General features: G+C 40.8%; 12 protein-coding genes. 7 read left to right on the forward strand and 5 right to left on the reverse strand.

Going from position 1 to position 16,433, the window contains the following annotated elements:
• Window positions 1-2,940, forward strand: a 2,940-nt coding sequence (locus LY11_RS22400) for a DUF7507 domain-containing protein (RefSeq protein ID WP_170132756.1), incomplete at its 5' end; no start/stop codon positions are given.
• Window positions 2,940-3,944, forward strand: a complete 1,005-nt coding sequence (locus LY11_RS22405) for a PorP/SprF family type IX secretion system membrane protein (RefSeq protein ID WP_111635855.1) — start codon at window positions 2,940-2,942, stop codon at window positions 3,942-3,944. The genes LY11_RS22400 and LY11_RS22405, both read left to right, overlap by 1 nt.
• Window positions 3,945-3,948: 4 nt before the next feature.
• Here the strand turns inward: LY11_RS22405 and LY11_RS22410 are convergent, their stop codons facing one another.
• Both LY11_RS22410 and LY11_RS22415 read right to left on the reverse strand, forming a co-directional pair.
• A complete protein-coding gene (locus LY11_RS22410; RefSeq protein WP_111635856.1) occupies window positions 3,949-5,319 on the reverse strand; it encodes a serine hydrolase domain-containing protein in 1,371 nt (456 codons plus the stop codon).
• Window positions 5,320-5,331: 12 nt separating this feature from the next.
• Window positions 5,332-6,039 carry an arylesterase gene (locus LY11_RS22415; protein WP_245952861.1) on the reverse strand — a complete coding sequence of 236 codons (708 nt, stop codon included), beginning with the start codon at window positions 6,037-6,039 and terminating at the stop codon, window positions 5,332-5,334.
• Window positions 6,040-6,130: 91 nt separating this feature from the next.
• On the opposite strand from LY11_RS22415, the gene LY11_RS22420 reads away from it, so the two are divergent.
• The 4 genes from LY11_RS22420 to LY11_RS22435 all read left to right on the forward strand — a co-directional run bounded on the left by LY11_RS22420 (window position 6,131) and on the right by LY11_RS22435 (window position 10,762).
• Entirely contained in the window at window positions 6,131-6,820 is a 690-nt protein-coding gene (locus LY11_RS22420) for an ABC transporter ATP-binding protein (RefSeq protein ID WP_111635857.1), read from the forward strand.
• Entirely contained in the window at window positions 6,813-9,413 is a 2,601-nt protein-coding gene (locus LY11_RS22425; protein WP_111635858.1) for an ABC transporter permease, read from the forward strand. The genes LY11_RS22420 and LY11_RS22425 overlap by 8 nt, the downstream gene beginning before the upstream one ends.
• 80 nt (window positions 9,414-9,493) lie before the next feature.
• The gene (locus LY11_RS22430; protein ID WP_068400803.1) at window positions 9,494-9,856 is read left to right on the forward strand and encodes a response regulator transcription factor; all 363 of its coding nucleotides are present in this window, start codon (window positions 9,494-9,496) and stop codon (window positions 9,854-9,856) included.
• Window positions 9,857-9,892: 36 nt separating this feature from the next.
• Window positions 9,893-10,762 (forward strand): aldose 1-epimerase family protein, encoded by an 870-nt coding sequence (locus LY11_RS22435; protein ID WP_245952862.1) that lies wholly within the window; start codon window positions 9,893-9,895, stop codon window positions 10,760-10,762.
• On the opposite strand, the gene LY11_RS22440 is transcribed toward LY11_RS22435, so the two are convergent.
• The 3 genes from LY11_RS22440 to LY11_RS22450 all read right to left on the reverse strand — a co-directional run bounded on the left by LY11_RS22440 (window position 10,759) and on the right by LY11_RS22450 (window position 14,930).
• Window positions 10,759-12,657 (reverse strand): CocE/NonD family hydrolase, encoded by a 1,899-nt coding sequence (locus tag LY11_RS22440; RefSeq protein WP_111635859.1) that lies wholly within the window; start codon window positions 12,655-12,657, stop codon window positions 10,759-10,761. The genes LY11_RS22435 and LY11_RS22440 overlap by 4 nt on opposite strands.
• 65 nt (window positions 12,658-12,722) lie before the next feature.
• Window positions 12,723-13,115: a MerC domain-containing protein gene (locus LY11_RS22445; RefSeq protein ID WP_111635860.1), complete on the reverse strand. Its 393-nt coding sequence runs from the start codon at window positions 13,113-13,115 to the stop codon at window positions 12,723-12,725.
• A gap of 72 nt (window positions 13,116-13,187) precedes the next feature.
• Window positions 13,188-14,930, reverse strand: coding sequence for a diadenylate cyclase (locus tag LY11_RS22450; protein WP_111635861.1), 1,743 nt, complete (start codon window positions 14,928-14,930; stop codon window positions 13,188-13,190).
• 175 nt (window positions 14,931-15,105) lie between these two features.
• On the opposite strand from LY11_RS22450, the gene LY11_RS22455 reads away from it, so the two are divergent.
• Entirely contained in the window at window positions 15,106-16,338 is a 1,233-nt protein-coding gene (locus LY11_RS22455) for an MFS transporter (RefSeq protein WP_111635862.1), read from the forward strand.
• Window positions 16,339-16,433: the final 95 nt, after the last annotated feature.

Below are 16,433 nucleotides of genomic sequence, written 5' to 3' on the forward strand. Positions count from 1 at the left end.
GAGCCTGCCATCACTCATGGAACAATCAATGTTAAACCGGATGTCACAATTGCTTTAACATCAGCGGTAAACACAGATCAGCAGCAGCCATGTATCAACCATGCGATTAGCCCAATTGAATACCAGGTCATCCATGGAAATACTGTGACGGTAACCGGTTTACCGGCGGAGCTGCGCGGGGTTTATGATCCTGCAACGGGCAAGTTTACAATTACAGGTACGCCATTAGCCGCTGGTCTGATTTCTTACACAGTTATAGCAAGCGGTGATTGTGAGCCTGCCATCACTCATGGTACAATCAATGTTAAACCGGATGTCACAATCACTTTAACATCAGCGGTAAATACAGACCAACAAGAACTATGTATCAACCATGCAATTACCCAAATCGAATATTTAGTAACCCATGGAAATAATGCTACAATAACTGGTTTACCCGCAGAGCTGACAGGAGTTTATAATAATACAACCAACAAGTTTACTATTACTGGTACACCTGCTACTGCCGGTCTGATTACCTATACAATCACTGCAACCGGAGACTGCAAACCGGCAAATATCACTGGTACAATTACCGTCAAACCTAACGTTGAACTCGTGTTAACAACCGGTAGCAACAACCAATCATCCTGTATCAATACACCGATCTCAAACACTACTTACACCGTAACCAATGGAACAGCAGCTGCAACTAACCTACCTCCCGGTTTAACCCAGAACTTTGCAGACGGCTTATTGACTATCAGCGGAATTCCTTCACAAGCAGGTACATTCCTTTACACAGTTACCGCTACAGGAAACTGCGGCACTAAAGAACTTCACGCACAAATCAACGTATATCCAAACGCAATCATGGAGCTTACTTCTCCTGCAGAAAGCAATGAACCTGTATTATGTATCAATACACCGCTTAATCCGATAGTTTATAAAATAACAAATGCTACAAGTGCAAACACATCGGCACTGCCATCAGGCCTGACAGGAAACTATAATCCTGATACCAAAGAATTTACCATCAGCGGTACACCTTCAATATCCGGAGCTTTCCCTTATACCATAACCACTACCGGAGGTTGCGCATCAGTAACACTTACCGGTATAATTAAAGTAAATCCAAATACAACCCTGCAATTAACCTCTGCATCCTCAACTGCAAATCAGACAATATGTGTAAATAGTAATAACCTGCAGACCATTACCTATCAAACTACAAATGCAACAGCAGCTACAGTCACAGGCTTACCAACGGGATTAATAAGTAAATACGACAATAATCAAATTAAAATAAGCGGAATCCCAGCACAATCAGGAACATTCAACTATACCGTCAATACTACCGGTTTATGTCAAACCCAGCAACTTAGCGGAACAATAATCGTAACTCCTAATCCAATTGGCTTTAATGATGTAATCAGTAATCTGACCTGTACAAATAATAGTATTCAATACAATCTGCAAGACAATGTGAACAATACAATTAACGGCGGCAATTCAATTCCTTCCGTATTTTCATGGACAGTTGCCCCGAATAATAACGTTAAAGGCCTGAACAGCGGTTCTGGAAACAACATTAACGCCACCTTAATCAATACAAGTCATACCCCTCAACAGGTTATCTATACCGTAACACCGACTTCGATTACAGGAGGCTGTCCGGGAAATACTTTTACCATTACCGTTAACGTGCCAGTATGTAACAGCCTGACCCTTACAAAAACTGCGAATGTAACCTTGGTTTCAACAGCAGGAGATCAGATACAATATACGATCACAGTAAAAAATACAGGTACAGCCAACCATACCAACGTTCAGGTAACAGACCCATTTTTAGGCGGTATATTAAGAGACCCGGCCTATGGAGATAATGGAAATGGAATTCTTGAAGCTAATGAATCCTGGGTGTATACAGGAACCTATCGCGTTACCCAAACAGACATCGATGAAAACGGGAAGCCAAATGCGAAATCGGGTAAAATCATTAACACAGCAAGTTTAACTACAGCAGAAATGTCTGCCCCTTTAACAGCAGTTGCTACAGTTGATATTGTGACTAATGGATCAATTGTACTGGTGAAAACAGGCGTGATCAGCAGTGACTTCTCTACTATCATTTATACTTTCAAAATAACGAATAACGGAAGAGTAAAACTTTATAACCTGAATCTGATGGACACTAAAATTGGTGGACAAATAAACCTCGGAATCAATGAACTTGCTGCAGGAGCATCTATCACTGTTACCGCAACCTATAAAATTTCAGATGAAGAAAAAAGAGACGGGAGGGTTATCAATAGCGCGACTGTTAAAGGAAATACGCCAGCAGGTGATCCTGTGTCCGATATATCAGGTACACAAGCAAATAATGATGAGCCAACAGTTCATATTATCGTAGATGCACCACAGGCGATAGATGATAAAGCGGAAGTTCAGATTAATCAAACCGTGGTGATCAATATTGCAGGAAATGATATAGCCTCACTTAGCGGACTGGATAAAGCAAGTATTGAACATACACAAACATCAAATGGAAAAGTGGAAAGACACAATGACGGGACCATTACTTATACTCCAAATAAAGGATACTCAGGGCAAGACGAATTCACCTATTACATCTATGACCATAAAGCAGGAACGCCCAACAGAAGTAACAGAGCTACCGTAACCATAAATGTCATTCCAATCGGCTTATTTATTCCAAATACGATCACTCCAAACGGAGACGGTAAAAATGATACTTTCAAAATTATTGGAAGAGAAAGCTTTGATGGAATTGAACTGATGGTCTTTAACCGTTGGGGGAACGAAGTTTATAGAAATAACAATTACCTCGATGAATGGGATGGATCTGGATTAACCGAAGGAACCTATTACTATATCATCACTTTGAAAAAAGCTGGAAGCAAGGTCAATAAAAATGGCTGGATACTTATAAAAAGATAATGAAGAAACTGTATAAAATATTACTGCTCATTTGCTCAATCGGTTTATTTACCGGTCATGCTTCTGCGCAGCAAAATATTCAGTTCTCCCAGTATATATTTAATACCCTGAGCGTAAATCCTGCATATGCAGGCTATAAAGAAGAATGGTTCGCTCAAATGGCACTGCGTAACCAATGGGTGGGAATTCAAGGCGCACCTAAAACCGGGCAAATCTCTATTGATGGAATTCTGGACCCGCAGACCACCAAACATGGAGTTGGCGTGCAAATCACGTCCGATAAATTAGGCCCCCAGACTTCCAACTCAATTACCCTGAATTATGCCTTCAGGATACAACTCGATGGAGCAGATACACGTCGTTTGAGTTTTGGCTTAGGCGTAGGAGCAGCACAATACGGATTGGACGGCACTGCGCTGACCACAGTTGACGGAGGAGACGGCTCAGTCCCAACAGGAGGTTCCAGTAAACTTACCCCAGACTTCCGCGCTGGTATTTACTATACTACCCCTTATTGGTATGCCGGTATCTCAGCACTTAACCTGTTATCCAATAGTAAAGCTGTGGATGATTACCGCAGAGGTACTAACATTGCTGATAACATTGTCCGGACCAGGCATATGTACTTTGTGGCAGGCGCACTGATTAATGCCTCTACAGACCTGCGCTTCAGACCAAGTATAATGATCAGAGAAGATTTTAAAGGGCCCACCAATGCGGATTTTAATATCATGGCTATATTTAATGATAAAATCTGGCTTGGCGGAGGGTATCGCACAAGTATCAAAGCATTTAAAAAAGAATATCAAAATACCGATGTAACCAGTCAGGCCGCACTGATTGCAATTGCTCAGTTTTATGTAAATGAACGCTTCAGGATAGGTTATTCCTATGATTACGCACTATCCAAACTCAACGGATACCAATCAGGAACACATGAAATTACTGTAGGGATAGCCTTTGGAAAAGCTCCTAAATCATCCATCTGTCCAAGAGTATTCTAAAAATCTAGCCTGGTCCTTCCATACTATATAATAATATTTCCAGCGCCATATCATCCACATCTTTGCTTGAATTACTCAAAACAACCAAACCAGCTTGCTTTTCCTTTATAAAAGCACAGTAACTTCTGAAACCTGCAGTTCCTCCATTATGCCAGATAATAGTATCATCGTTAAAAAACTGAGTGACCCAGGCGAGTCCGCGTCCATAGCCAGCCTGAACATCAGTCTGGTGATGGGTTAACGAAAAATCTTTAGTATAATCATTGATATTTGCACGAAGATAAATTAGCATATCATCCAGATCAGACTTTAATCCGCCGGCAGCCTTAAAAGCCCCTAAATCCCAATAACCTGCAGCTTCACCACTTTCGTGATCGTAGCCGGCAACAAAAGAATCCTGATGACTTGCAGGAACTTCATAAGTTGTATTTTTCATTCCCAATGGAACAGTAATCACTTCCTCAAGCAACTTTTTTAGCGGAAGCTGATAAAGGTCTTCCAGTATCATCCCCAGAATAGCAAAACCAAGATTTGAATATTCTGCCCTTGTACCCGGAGGCTCATCCAGCACGAAACCTTCCAGGTATTCAACAATCATTTCCTTCGAATAATTCAGATAAGGATTGTTCTCCTCATAACCTTTATGATCTTCAAAATTCTCAGGAAGTCCGGGTAAACCAGAAGTATGGTTACAAAGATCTATAACCCTGATAGGTGTTCCTTCAAATTGCAGATTTTGATAACCTCCTGATAAGTATTTTCTTATATCATCATTTAATTTGATTTTGCCCTGATTGATCGCATGCGCAAGTATAATAGCTGTAAAAGTCTTGGAAACTGAGCCGATTTCATAAAGAGAATGACTGTCTGGCAAAGTGCCGTTTTCCTGTTGTATTTCACCATAAAAGAACTTTTCAGTATGTGTTCCATGGATCAACCCGATGCTCAGGCTCCGGTTATTGGGGTCCTGAAGATATTTGATAGCCAGCTGATCAACAAAACGCTGTAGAGGAGTCTCTAATAAATTGGTGGATAAAATTGTGAGCGGATCTCTGCTGTTTAAAATTTCCTCTTCCTCATGAACCGGTTCCCAATTTACTAAAGCAAGCAGATTATCCGCTGTTAAAGTTATCTTTAAAGAGAGCTCCCCATATTTGAAATTTATAAGATACGCCGATACTTCTTGCTCAGTCTCTAGAAATTCCCACGAAATAATCTCTCCAAGACCTCGCTTTAAATCATACTTATAAAAGTCCATGACCGTCTTTTCAGCAACATGCTGCTTAAATTCATCAGCATGCAGCAAATAGATTTCAGAAAACTGATCATGGTTATAAAATCCGGCCAGCTGGCTGATCATTTGTTCAGGATTCATAAGGCCAGTAAATTACAACTCAGGCTTCAATTTTGTCCATACATTCTCTGCAACTATTTTGTGGCCTTCCGGTGTCGGATGAATTCCGTCTTTCTGATTTAAACGTGGGATGCCACCTACATTTTTCAATAAGAAAGGCAAGAATTCCATGTTGTTCTTTTTAGCAAGTGCAGGGAAAATTGCCGCAAAAGCTTTGGTGTATTTTTCGCCCATACTTGGCGGCATCTGCATTCCGGTAAGCAATAATTTTGCTTTTGGATATTTCTTTTTGACCTGATCCACAACGGCCTGTAAATTTGCTGCTGTTTCTGCTACAGGAACACCTCTTAAACCATCATTAGCACCTAATTCCAACACGAAAATATCTATTGGTTGTTTCAGCAGCCAGTTGATCCGGCTTTTTCCTGCCGCAGAAGTCTCCCCGCTTAAACCGCCATTAATTACTTTATATGGTAAATGCAGAGAATCAATTTTTTGCTGGATCAGTGCAGGAAAAGCCTGCTCAGGATTTATACCCAGGCCAGCCGTCAAACTGGTTCCGAAAAACAGGATATGTTTAACGGAGTCCTGCGCTGGTAAATGACTGGCCTGAACAGAATCTTTAACCTGAGCCGTTGCAGTTTGATCAGTTTTTTTATCCATGTCACCACAACTGGACAGCATCGCGGCAACTATTATTAAAACGATGTAATTATAACGTAACTTAATGCTCTTCATCATATAAAAGGATTGGTTTTTGATATATTAACGGTAACAAAATACCATCTGTTGCGTCAAATATCAATAAATATCATCATTTAACCTTATTTCTTTGGAAACCATCTTAAATATAAAAGAAGTCAGTAAACAATATAAAAGTGCAGCTTCCTCACTGACTATACTTGATCATATCAATTTTTCTATCCAAAAAGGCTCTACTGTATCAATAACAGGACCTTCAGGCAGCGGAAAAACTACACTTTTAGGTTTATGTGCCGGATTAGACCGGGCTACTTCCGGTAGTGTAGAATTAAACAATGTGGTACTAGATCAGCTTTCCGAAGACGAAAGAGCTGCAGTCCGTAACCGTTATGTAGGCTTCATTTTTCAAAACTTTCAGTTGCTGCCAACATTAACTGCCATAGAGAATATTATGGTTCCGCTTGAACTCAGAGGCGAGAAAAATATCCGTCCGCGGGCAATGGAATTATTAGACAAAGTAGGCTTAACGGATCGTGCCAACCATTACCCTGTGCAACTTTCCGGAGGAGAACAACAACGCGTGTCTTTAGCAAGAGCCTTTTCTAATACCCCGGCAATCTTATTTGCCGATGAACCCACAGGAAATCTGGATGGAGAAACCAGTGAAAAAGTAATCCGTCTTCTTTTCGATCTGAATAAAGAAGCAGGAACAACTCTTGTAATCGTTACCCATGATCTGGAACTGGCCTCGCGGACCGACAGGATTATCAAGTTGAAAAGTGGAGTAATAATAGCTGACGAACAAAAAACTTATGCCTGATCAACTACCTGTTTTCCGAAAAACTGTCCCTGTTTCCTGGTTATTTAAAATGGCATGGCGGGATAGCCGTAAAAACCGTTCCAGGCTATTTCTTTTTACGTCCTCTATTATTTTGGGGATTGCAGCTTTGGTGGCTGTCTATTCTTTCAGCGATAACCTGCAGCGGGATATTGATGAACAAGCTAAAACATTAACCGGGGCAGATCTGATTATTGATAGCCGCAAAGAGATCAGCGCACCAGTATTGGCGGTGCTGGATACTTTAGGGGATCAGCGTGCAAAAGAACAGAGTTTCCCTTCGATGCTTTATTTTATCAAAGGACAGGGGAGCCGTTTAGTTCAAATTAAGGCACTCGAAGGTCTGTATCCCTTTTATGGAACTATCGAAACAAGTCCCAAAGCCGCTGCTAAACAATTCGATCAGGGAAGAAACGCGCTCGTGGATAAAACCGTGATGCTTCAATTTAATGCTAAACCTGGTGACTCCGTCCAAATTGGTAAACTTAACTTCGCGATTGCAGGTTATTTAGAACAGGCACCCGGACAATCGGGGATTATGGCTTCGATTTCACCCGTTGTTTATATTCCTTTCCGATATTTAAAACAGACCGGACTTGCCCAGTTTGGCAGCAGGATCCACTATTCCTTCTATTATAAATTCAATCAATCAGCAGCCATCCCTCTTTTGTTAAAAAAGATCAAGCCTGTTTTGGATAAAGAGGGGCTTGACCACGAAACCATTGCTTCTAAAAAACAAAGTACAGGCCGTTCCTTTCAAGATCTGACTCAATTTCTTTCACTTGCAGGATTTATTGCTTTATTATTAGGCTGTATTGGCGTAGGAAGTGCAATTCACGTTTACATCAGTGAAAAACTCGCTGCGATTGCGACCTTACGCTGCCTGGGGGTAAGTGCCTGGGAAGCCTTCTTTATTTACCTCATTCAATTGACTTTTATAGGCTTTGCAGGCGCAGTTGCAGGGGCAATAATTGGTTCCGGACTGCAGTTTTTATTACCTTATGTGCTGAAAGATTTTCTGCCGGTAGATTTCAATATGCAGGTTTCCTGGATGGCTATATTTCAGGGCATTATAACAGGAGTGGTGATTGCTATACTTTTTGCTTTACCCTCGCTGTTATCGGTTCGCCGTATATCTCCGCTCAATGCTATAAGACTATCTTTTGAGGAAGTTAAATTAAAAGCAGACCCGCTGAAAATTATAGTTTATCTGATCATTTTCCTATTCATACTGGGTTTTACTTATCTCCAGATGAACAGTTGGCTGCAAGCACTTATCTTTTCAGTCGCACTGGTGCTCACGATATTAATATTTTATGGGCTATCAATTCTATTATTAGCGCTGGTTAAAAAAACGATCCCCAAAGGTATTGCCTACACCTGGAGACAGGGATTCTCTAACCTTTACCGGCCAAATAACCTGACGCTTATGCTCATTGTGGCTATTGGTTTATCAACCACGCTGATTGCTACACTGTATTTCGTTCAGGGAATACTGATCAATAAAGTAACTATTTCCTCCGGAAAAGATCAGCCTAATATGGCTCTTTTTGATATTCAGGACGATCAGGTGAAAGCCGTAAATGCAATGGCTGAACAGTATCATTTGCCTTTAATGAATCAGGTTGCTGTAGTCACTATGCGGCTGGAAGAAATCAATGGCAAAACAGCTGCACAATTAGCAGTGGCTGATAGTTTAAAAAAGAAACAGCCTGAAAGTGAGAAGAATCAAAAGCGGGAAAGCTCTTCTTCTGCTTTTAAGAATGAGATCAGGGCTACCTTTCAAACAGAACTGACCAGTGCAGAGAAAGTTACAGCCGGAAAGTGGGTTGGGAAAGTTAACTACCCGAAGGACATCGTTTATATCTCGCTTGATGAACGTTACGCAGAAAGGATTGGGGTGAAAGTCGGCGATAAAATGCTATTTAATGTCCAGGGAATGATGATTCCTACCGTTATTGGAAGCCTTCGGAAAGTGGAGTGGGGGAAGGTACAAACCAATTTTCGTGTTTTATTTCCTGCTGGTGTTTTAGAAGAAGCGCCTAAATTTCATGTGCTGATGACTAAAATACCTGATGCACAGGCTTCCGCGAAATTCCAGGCAGCTATAGTCCGGAGTTTTCCGAACATTTCAGTCATTGACCTTGGGCTGGTACTGCAGGTTTTGGATACCTTACTGGGTAAAATCAGTTTCGTCATTCGTTTCATGGCCTCATTCAGCATTATTACAGGATGGATAGTATTGATTTCTGCCGTGCGCAGCAGTAAAAACCAAAGACTACGCGAAATTGTACTGCTGAGGACCATTGGTGCAAAAGGAACACAGATTCTTGCCATTACAGCTATTGAATATTTGTTCCTGGGTGTACTTTCTGCGGCTGCGGGAATGGTCATTGCCATGGCAGGGAGCTGGGCATTGGCAACGTATATTTTCGATGCAGTTTTTACGCCGGGACTTTTACCCGTAGTGTCATTATTTAGTGCAGTGACCTTGATTGTAGTAATTACAGGAATGAGCAGCAGTGCAGGAATATTAAAGTATCCACCTTTAGAAGTCTTAAGAAAAGATAGTTAACAGAAAATGTTCTTAAACAGTGAAATTCGGAACAATGTTTGCATATTGTGTGAAAATTTAGATTCACACCAAAACATATTATGAAGAAAAGAATACACGTTTTAGAAGATGACCAGGATATAAGATACATTATTGAATTTTTATTAAAAGATGAAGGATATGAATTACAACTATCCTCCACTTTTGCAGAACTAAAAAGTAAACTAAACGATGCGTTGCCAGATTTGTTCATCATTGATGTGATGCTGCCTGACGGAAACGGAATTGAAATTTGTGATGATTTGAAAACTGATATGTTCACTAAACATATTCCTGTGATTGTGATGTCAGCAAATCCTGAAAGTAAAGAGAAAAGCGTTACTGCACAGGCTGATGCCTATATCAGTAAACCATTTGATCTTGATTATGTTGTGAAAAGAATAGAAAGATTATTGGTTAAATAAGGTCTTAAAAGCCCCCTGTTTGCCTAAATATAAAAAATGATGATTTTACTGGAAAACGAAAATATCAAAGTAACTATTTCGGCAAAAGGAGCGGAGTTACAAAGTATCAAAAGCAAAAAGGACAACCTGGAATATTTATGGAAAGGTGACCCTGCTTTTTGGGGAAAATTCAGTCCGGTACTTTTTCCAATCGTAGGGGCACTCAAAAATAACACCTATTGTATTGGTGAACAATCTTATCAGCTTCCCCGTCATGGCTTTGCAAGGGACCTTACCTTTGAGGCTCAGCAAATTAATGAGGAGGAAGCTTTATTTACACTTTCACACAACGCAGAAACTTTAAAGGTTTATCCCTTTGAATTCAAATTCAGTTTAAGATACAGCCTTTCCGGAGCAGCTGTTTCCTGCACCTATGAAGTGAATAATCCGGGAATCAAAGATTTGCTGTTTTCTGTAGGTGCTCATCCTGCTTTTGCCGTTCCATTAACGGCGGATACCCTCTATGAAGATTATTACCTCGGGTTTTCTCAGGACGAGTCTTTAAATATTCACCAGATTGAAGATAACCTGATTGGTGATCAGGTGGCCATCTTACAGCTCAGCGACCGTAAACTCCACCTCCAGCATGAGTTGTTTTACAACGATGCACTGGTGATCAAAGACCTGAACAGTAAGTCTATCCAATTAAAGAATACTAAAAATCAGCATGGCCTTAACTTCCGTTTTATAGATTTTCCTTTCTTTGGGATCTGGTCGGCAAAGGATGCAGATTTTGTATGTTTAGAGCCCTGGTGCGGTATTGCCGACGGTATTCACCATAACCAGCAGCTTAGCGATAAAGAAGGAATACAAACTTTATCGCCGGGGCTTGACTGGAAAAGGAGCTGGGAAGTTGAAGTCTTTTAATCAGCTTTCAACACACTGACTTTCAGGCTTGATGCCTGGCCATTTTTAAAATATACACGGTGGGTTGCTTTTTGAAAGTCAGCCTCCGTAGCTTTATATATATTCACGAACTTTTGCGGATTGAGGTCTACTAACGGAAACCAGGAGCTTTGGACCTGTACCATAATCTGATGTCCTTTCTTAAAGCAATGTGCCGCATCCTGCATATCAAATTTAACTTCGGTTACTTCTCCAGGAACCATTGCTTCTGGTGCTGAAAAACTGTTTCTAAATTTAGAACGCATCACCTCACCACGAACCAGTTGCTGAAAACCACCCATTTTTGTACCTGGTATTGGGCTGTCATCAGGCGCATCACCAGGATATACATCTATTAATTTCACTACAAAATCGGCATCTGTACCTGTTGTAGAAACGAATAAATCGGCTAAAAGATGTCCGGAGATTACTACATCATGTTCTAAAACTGGTGTTTGATAAACCAGCACATCTGGCCTTCTTGCTGCAAAGCGCTGGTCTTCGTACATAAAATCAGTACCTCTGTCAATTCTTATTTCATTGGTATAGGGAACAGGATTTGCTGGATCGCTGATAAATTCATCATATTGTTTTGCATCTTCCAGCGGGGCTTCAAAAGAAAGTTTCCCGCCAGCATGAAAATAAAGACGCTCTTCTTTTGCTTCAGCAGGAGGCCATGCCGTGTATTTTTTCCACTGATTGGAGCCTGTTTCAAATATAGTAGCTTTTGGCAATTCAGGATTTGCAGTTCCTTTAAGATAGTGGTTAAAAAAGGCCAGTTCAATCTGCGCCCTGTAATAAGGGCCTGTTTCGGAATGAAAACGCACATTGCCAAGAGATTCATTTTTGCCAGTTGTCCAGCTTCCATGTGTCCATGGGCCCATTACTAAATAGTTTGGTGCGGCTGGTTTATTTTTTTCTATACCTGCAAATGTTTTTAAAGGCCCATATAAGTCCTCCTGATCAAACCACCCGCCAACAGTCATTACTGCTGGTTTAATGTTTTTAAGATGTGGAACAGGTGTACGTGACTTCCAGAAATCAGTATAGTTTTCATGGTCCATCATTTCATTCCAGATCAGATTTTTTCCTTTAAAATAACGCTCATTGGCATTCTTTAAAGGACCGAGGTTTTTGTAAAACTCATAAGCATCTGGTGTGCCATAAGCTGTAAATCTATCTGCATGATTTGGGGTAGGCTCAGGTCTTGGCGCGCCGTAATAAGCTAAAAATGAGAATGTACCCATCAAAAAAAATGCGCCGTTATGGTGGCGGTCATCCCCCATAAACCAATCCGTTACCGGGGCTTGCGGAGAAGCTGCTTTCAATGCAGGGTGCGCATCTATAGTGGTCATTGTGGTATAAAAACCAGGAGCAGAAATCCCCCAGGTGCCCACCTTACCGTTATTTCCTGCTACATTTTTAACCAGCCAGTCTATCGTATCATAACTGTCAGAACTTTCATCCACAGCTGTTTTTCCCTTTTTATTGGGAATATAAGGGCGGGTAGCTACAAATTCCCCTTCGGACATGTATCTGCCTCTTACGTCCTGATAAGCGAATATATAGCCGTCCCTTGCAAACACCATGGACGGGCCTAAGCTTGTTTTATAGAGATCTGCTCCGTATGGCCCTGCAGAGTAAGGAGTGCGGTTATAAAGAATCGGATATGTTTTTGTTTTATCTTTTGGAACATAGAGGATTGTAAACAGCTTTACACCATCCCGCATTGGAATCAGTTTTTCAATTTTCGTATAATGTGCAGTAATATAGATCGCATCATCCAGACTTGGTGCTGGTTTTTGGGCCAGCGCACCAAATGATAACATAGAGACTGCAGCTGATAAGATATAGGTTTTCGTAGCTAAAGGTTTCATACCGGCAAAATAGACATATTGTTTTAGACAATTATAAAAAGCGATTCAGATTTTATCAGCAGCAGCTATTTATCATGATGCGTACATGCCCTGTTTAATCTCCAGTTTACCAGGTGTGCAGCCGCCACCGTGAACCCGCCTAAAGGAATTAAAATAGGCTCCAGGCTTGCCATACTAGAAAAATGACCAATGGTGATCAGTGCAAATCCACTGAACAGCACCATAAAAGGTAATAGTTTATGGTGCTGTTTCCGATAAGACATGCTTAAAGAAAGTGTTCCCAGCAATACAGAGACAACGATCATAGAAATTTCCACCCACTCATTGCTTAAAAATTCAAGGCCCAGAAGGGGCAGGGTGGTCAGAAATATAGGAACTAAAGCACAATGAACTGCACATAAAGTAGAAGCGGTCATTCCAAGCCGGTCAAGGCGTTGTGTAGTTTTTGAAAGGGACATAATATTAAATATTGAATTGCAAATATAGAAGCAACTTTATTGCATTTAATCTGTTCCCGGTCATATTTAAGATTATTCCCTTACATAATACCCGATATTCATCGCACTATTGGGTACTAAATTATTCCAGATCATCCTTACGCCGTCCTCACTGTCTTTATATTTAACTTCAATCGTCCTGCGTAACTTATTTACCGTTGTACATTCTTTTGGAGACAGGTAAAAATCATTTTCCTGGAAGAACTCCATCAAACGGTTGAAATTTCTTCTTAAATATTTATCAGACTGACTCAGTTTAGTGAGTTCCCTGATCTGTGCTACGATGACTGAATGTTTGATCTGTGCTTTAAGGTCAGGAATCAGATCAATCAGGCCATCTTCTGAAATCACCACTAAAACTGTCTGCGCCTTATTGATCATATGCTCATAATACCTGATTGCTGAATTATAGCGCGCCCCTCTGGAGGAATCCCCATTGGCCGTGGCTATGCCATCTAATATTACACCTATAGCATGACAAGTACAGTCAATATCAATTAATACCGCGCCATCAATAGAAGTGATCTGGTGAATAATATCTTTATTGATCCGCATCGGTTTAATCTTAAAACACTGGCTGCTCAGCCGGACAGCTTCCTGATCTGCTTCGGAAGAAATAGCCAGGATAGTACCGTGTTTTTGTTTGGTCGCCTCCATGGTTACCTCCCACAGTGCATTTAATTTTGACTTATCAATTCCATGAAACACTCTTTTCAGGCTGGAATAGAACTTTTCTTTGTTGATCTTTTCATTGTGCAGCGCTGGCATCCTGAAAGAAACGGACATCATAATATGATCATGGTGTAAAACTTCCCAGTGAAAATGTTTCGTGAAGTGGACAATAAACAAAGATTCATCATGGTAATTATATTTCCCTGTTAACTGCCCTAAACCATAAATCCAGACTGAATCTGAGAGCATCATCTGCTTGTTATCTGCCAGTTCCAGAAACTTTCTCATCTTCCTGAAATCTTTAATATGAATAGGGTTTTCCAGTAGCATGGTCACTTTAACATTCGGGTGCTGCTGTTGGGCAATCACCATTTTTCCAAACCCTTCTTCCCCCTCATATTTTAAAGAAGAAATGGTATTACAAGCATCAAACAGCACATGCAGGCCGCTAGAATTTTGTCCGGCAAGAGAAATGGTGGTCAGAAAATCATGACCAGCTTTACTCACCAGTTCATCACGGCTTTTCGCCAGTACATTAAAATCTGATTGCGGTTTTGATTTCAGTGCATCTGCAGCGGCATCGAGATATACTTTGATAATACTTTCCAGAAAAGAACGGCTGATCTGCTGACCATTTGGAAGCGTATTTTTAGTCAGGTAGTAAAAAGTACTCAGCAGCTGCCTGCTTAATTCCAGTACAGTATAAACAAGGTATCCATTGATATAAACCGGCTCAGAGAAGAAATACGCATTGTTTTTTCCATTGACATGCGTTCTTAAAATATGCTGCATTTCTGTGATATAGGCAGTATTAAGCTGCCCGGTATGACTCTCTTTTTCCTCTTCGTTCTCTTGTTTAACCAGTAAACTATGTTGTATACTCAAAGCTTTTAAAGAGACAAAATCCTTCATTTCGTATTCAGCATCCGGACATTCCAGGCTCACAAAAGGAAGGTGCATATCGGGTTTAAGCAAGACTCCAATCAGAAAAATCCGCGGAGAAAGCCTTTCATCCAATGAATTAAAAAGTTCTTCCGCTGCAAGTTGCAATGAAATCTGGCAATGCTGCTGATGTTCCCAAATCATGTGATTAGCGCCTTTCATACTTAGTGTGATATTTTTAAAGTAGAGTTTTGGCTATAACAGATCAGGGTTTAAGATGATTAGTGAATGATTACCAGCAAATATATTCGATTTTTTACAACTCAATTGTTAAAGAAAGTTAATTAGGTCAAGCATAAATTACTACATTAGTTATACAAAAAACACATTCTACCAGATGCAACCACACAAAGCCTCTAATGCTGCCTTAAGCGCGGCTATTCTAGTAGCGTCTCTTGGCTACTTTGTTGATATTTATGACCTTCTATTATTCAGTATTGTTCGTATTCCCAGCTTGAAGTCACTGGGACTGAGCGGTACACAGTTAACAGATACTGGTATTATGCTGCTGAACACCCAGATGATCGGTATGCTGATCGGAGGTATCTTATGGGGAATGCTAGGCGATAAAAAAGGCCGTTTATCTGTACTATTTGGGTCTATATTCCTTTACTCACTTGCTAATATCGCCAATGGGCTGGTACACTCGGTGAATGCTTATGCGTTCTGGCGCTTTATCGCCGGCCTCGGACTTGCAGGTGAGCTGGGCGCGGGAATTACGCTTGTTGCAGAATTAATGCCGAAAGAAAAGAGAGGGTATGCCACCACCATTGTTGCCTCTGTTGGGGTTAGTGGAGCGGTAGTAGCCTATTTTATCGCCCAGATGTTTGATTGGCGTACTTCTTTTTTCATTGGAGGAGGATTAGGTTTATTCCTGCTTTTACTCCGGATCGGGGTCGCAGAGTCGGGGATGTTCAGTCAGTCTAAAGAAGCAAGTAACCGGGGTGATTTCTTTGCCCTGTTCAGAAATAAAGTTCAATTCGTTAAATATATCCGGTGTATTCTGATTGGTATTCCTTTATGGTTTGTAGTAGGGATCTTAATTACTTTATCTCCTGAATTTGGTAAAGTATTGCGGGTGCAGGGGGAAGTGAGTGCAGGTGCAGCCGTTGCCTGGTGTTATGGAGGGATCGTGATCGGTGATATTGCTGGTGGATTAATTAGTCAATGGCTGAAGAGCCGGATTAAAGTCGTTTATATTTTCCTGGGGATGGCCACCATTGGTATTACTGCCTATTTCACACTATATGATCTCAGTTTACAGCATTTTTACTGGTTATGTGGTGGTATCGGGCTGACCGTTGGTTACTGGGTGATCTTTATGACCATTGCAACTGAACAGTTTGGTACCAATATCAGGGCAACTGTTACGACAACTGTTCCTAACTTTGTACGTGGCGCTGTGGTTCCGCTGACCTTGCTATTTCAACTGTTAAAAGGAGCTTTCGGAGGAAATATTATTCATTCTGGAATCACCGTTGCAATTGTCAGTTTTGCTGTTGCATTTTATGCCTTAAGCAGAATGAAAGAGACTTTCTCTAAGGATCTGGATTATGTAGAAGAATTTTAGCGCTTTCAATACTTATAACGCAAATACCGCTTATTCAACGGTCGTTATTTATATAAAGACATCTTGGTATCTTTAATAAGGGCCTGCTGTAATCA

This window comes from Pedobacter cryoconitis, from assembly GCF_003259615.1.
Lineage (GTDB): Bacteria > Bacteroidota > Bacteroidia > Sphingobacteriales > Sphingobacteriaceae > Pedobacter > Pedobacter cryoconitis.

Coding starts and splice junctions, on each gene's coding strand:
- LY11_RS22410 (WP_111635856.1), bottom strand. CDS start 5,319: ATGAATCCTGAACAAATGATCAGCCAGCTGGCCGGATTTTATAACCAT.
- LY11_RS22440 (WP_111635859.1), bottom strand. CDS start 12,657: ATGAAACCTTTAGCTACGAAAACCTATATCTTATCAGCTGCAGTCTCT.
- LY11_RS22435 (WP_245952862.1), top strand. CDS start 9,893: ATGATGATTTTACTGGAAAACGAAAATATCAAAGTAACTATTTCGGCA.
- LY11_RS22415 (WP_245952861.1), bottom strand. CDS start 6,039: ATGATGAAGAGCATTAAGTTACGTTATAATTACATCGTTTTAATAATA.
- LY11_RS22405 (WP_111635855.1), top strand. CDS start 2,940: ATGAAGAAACTGTATAAAATATTACTGCTCATTTGCTCAATCGGTTTA.
- LY11_RS22425 (WP_111635858.1), top strand. CDS start 6,813: ATGCCTGATCAACTACCTGTTTTCCGAAAAACTGTCCCTGTTTCCTGG.
- LY11_RS22445 (WP_111635860.1), bottom strand. CDS start 13,115: ATGTCCCTTTCAAAAACTACACAACGCCTTGACCGGCTTGGAATGACC.
- LY11_RS22430 (WP_068400803.1), top strand. CDS start 9,494: ATGAAGAAAAGAATACACGTTTTAGAAGATGACCAGGATATAAGATAC.
- LY11_RS22450 (WP_111635861.1), bottom strand. CDS start 14,930: ATGAAAGGCGCTAATCACATGATTTGGGAACATCAGCAGCATTGCCAG.
- LY11_RS22455 (WP_111635862.1), top strand. CDS start 15,106: ATGCAACCACACAAAGCCTCTAATGCTGCCTTAAGCGCGGCTATTCTA.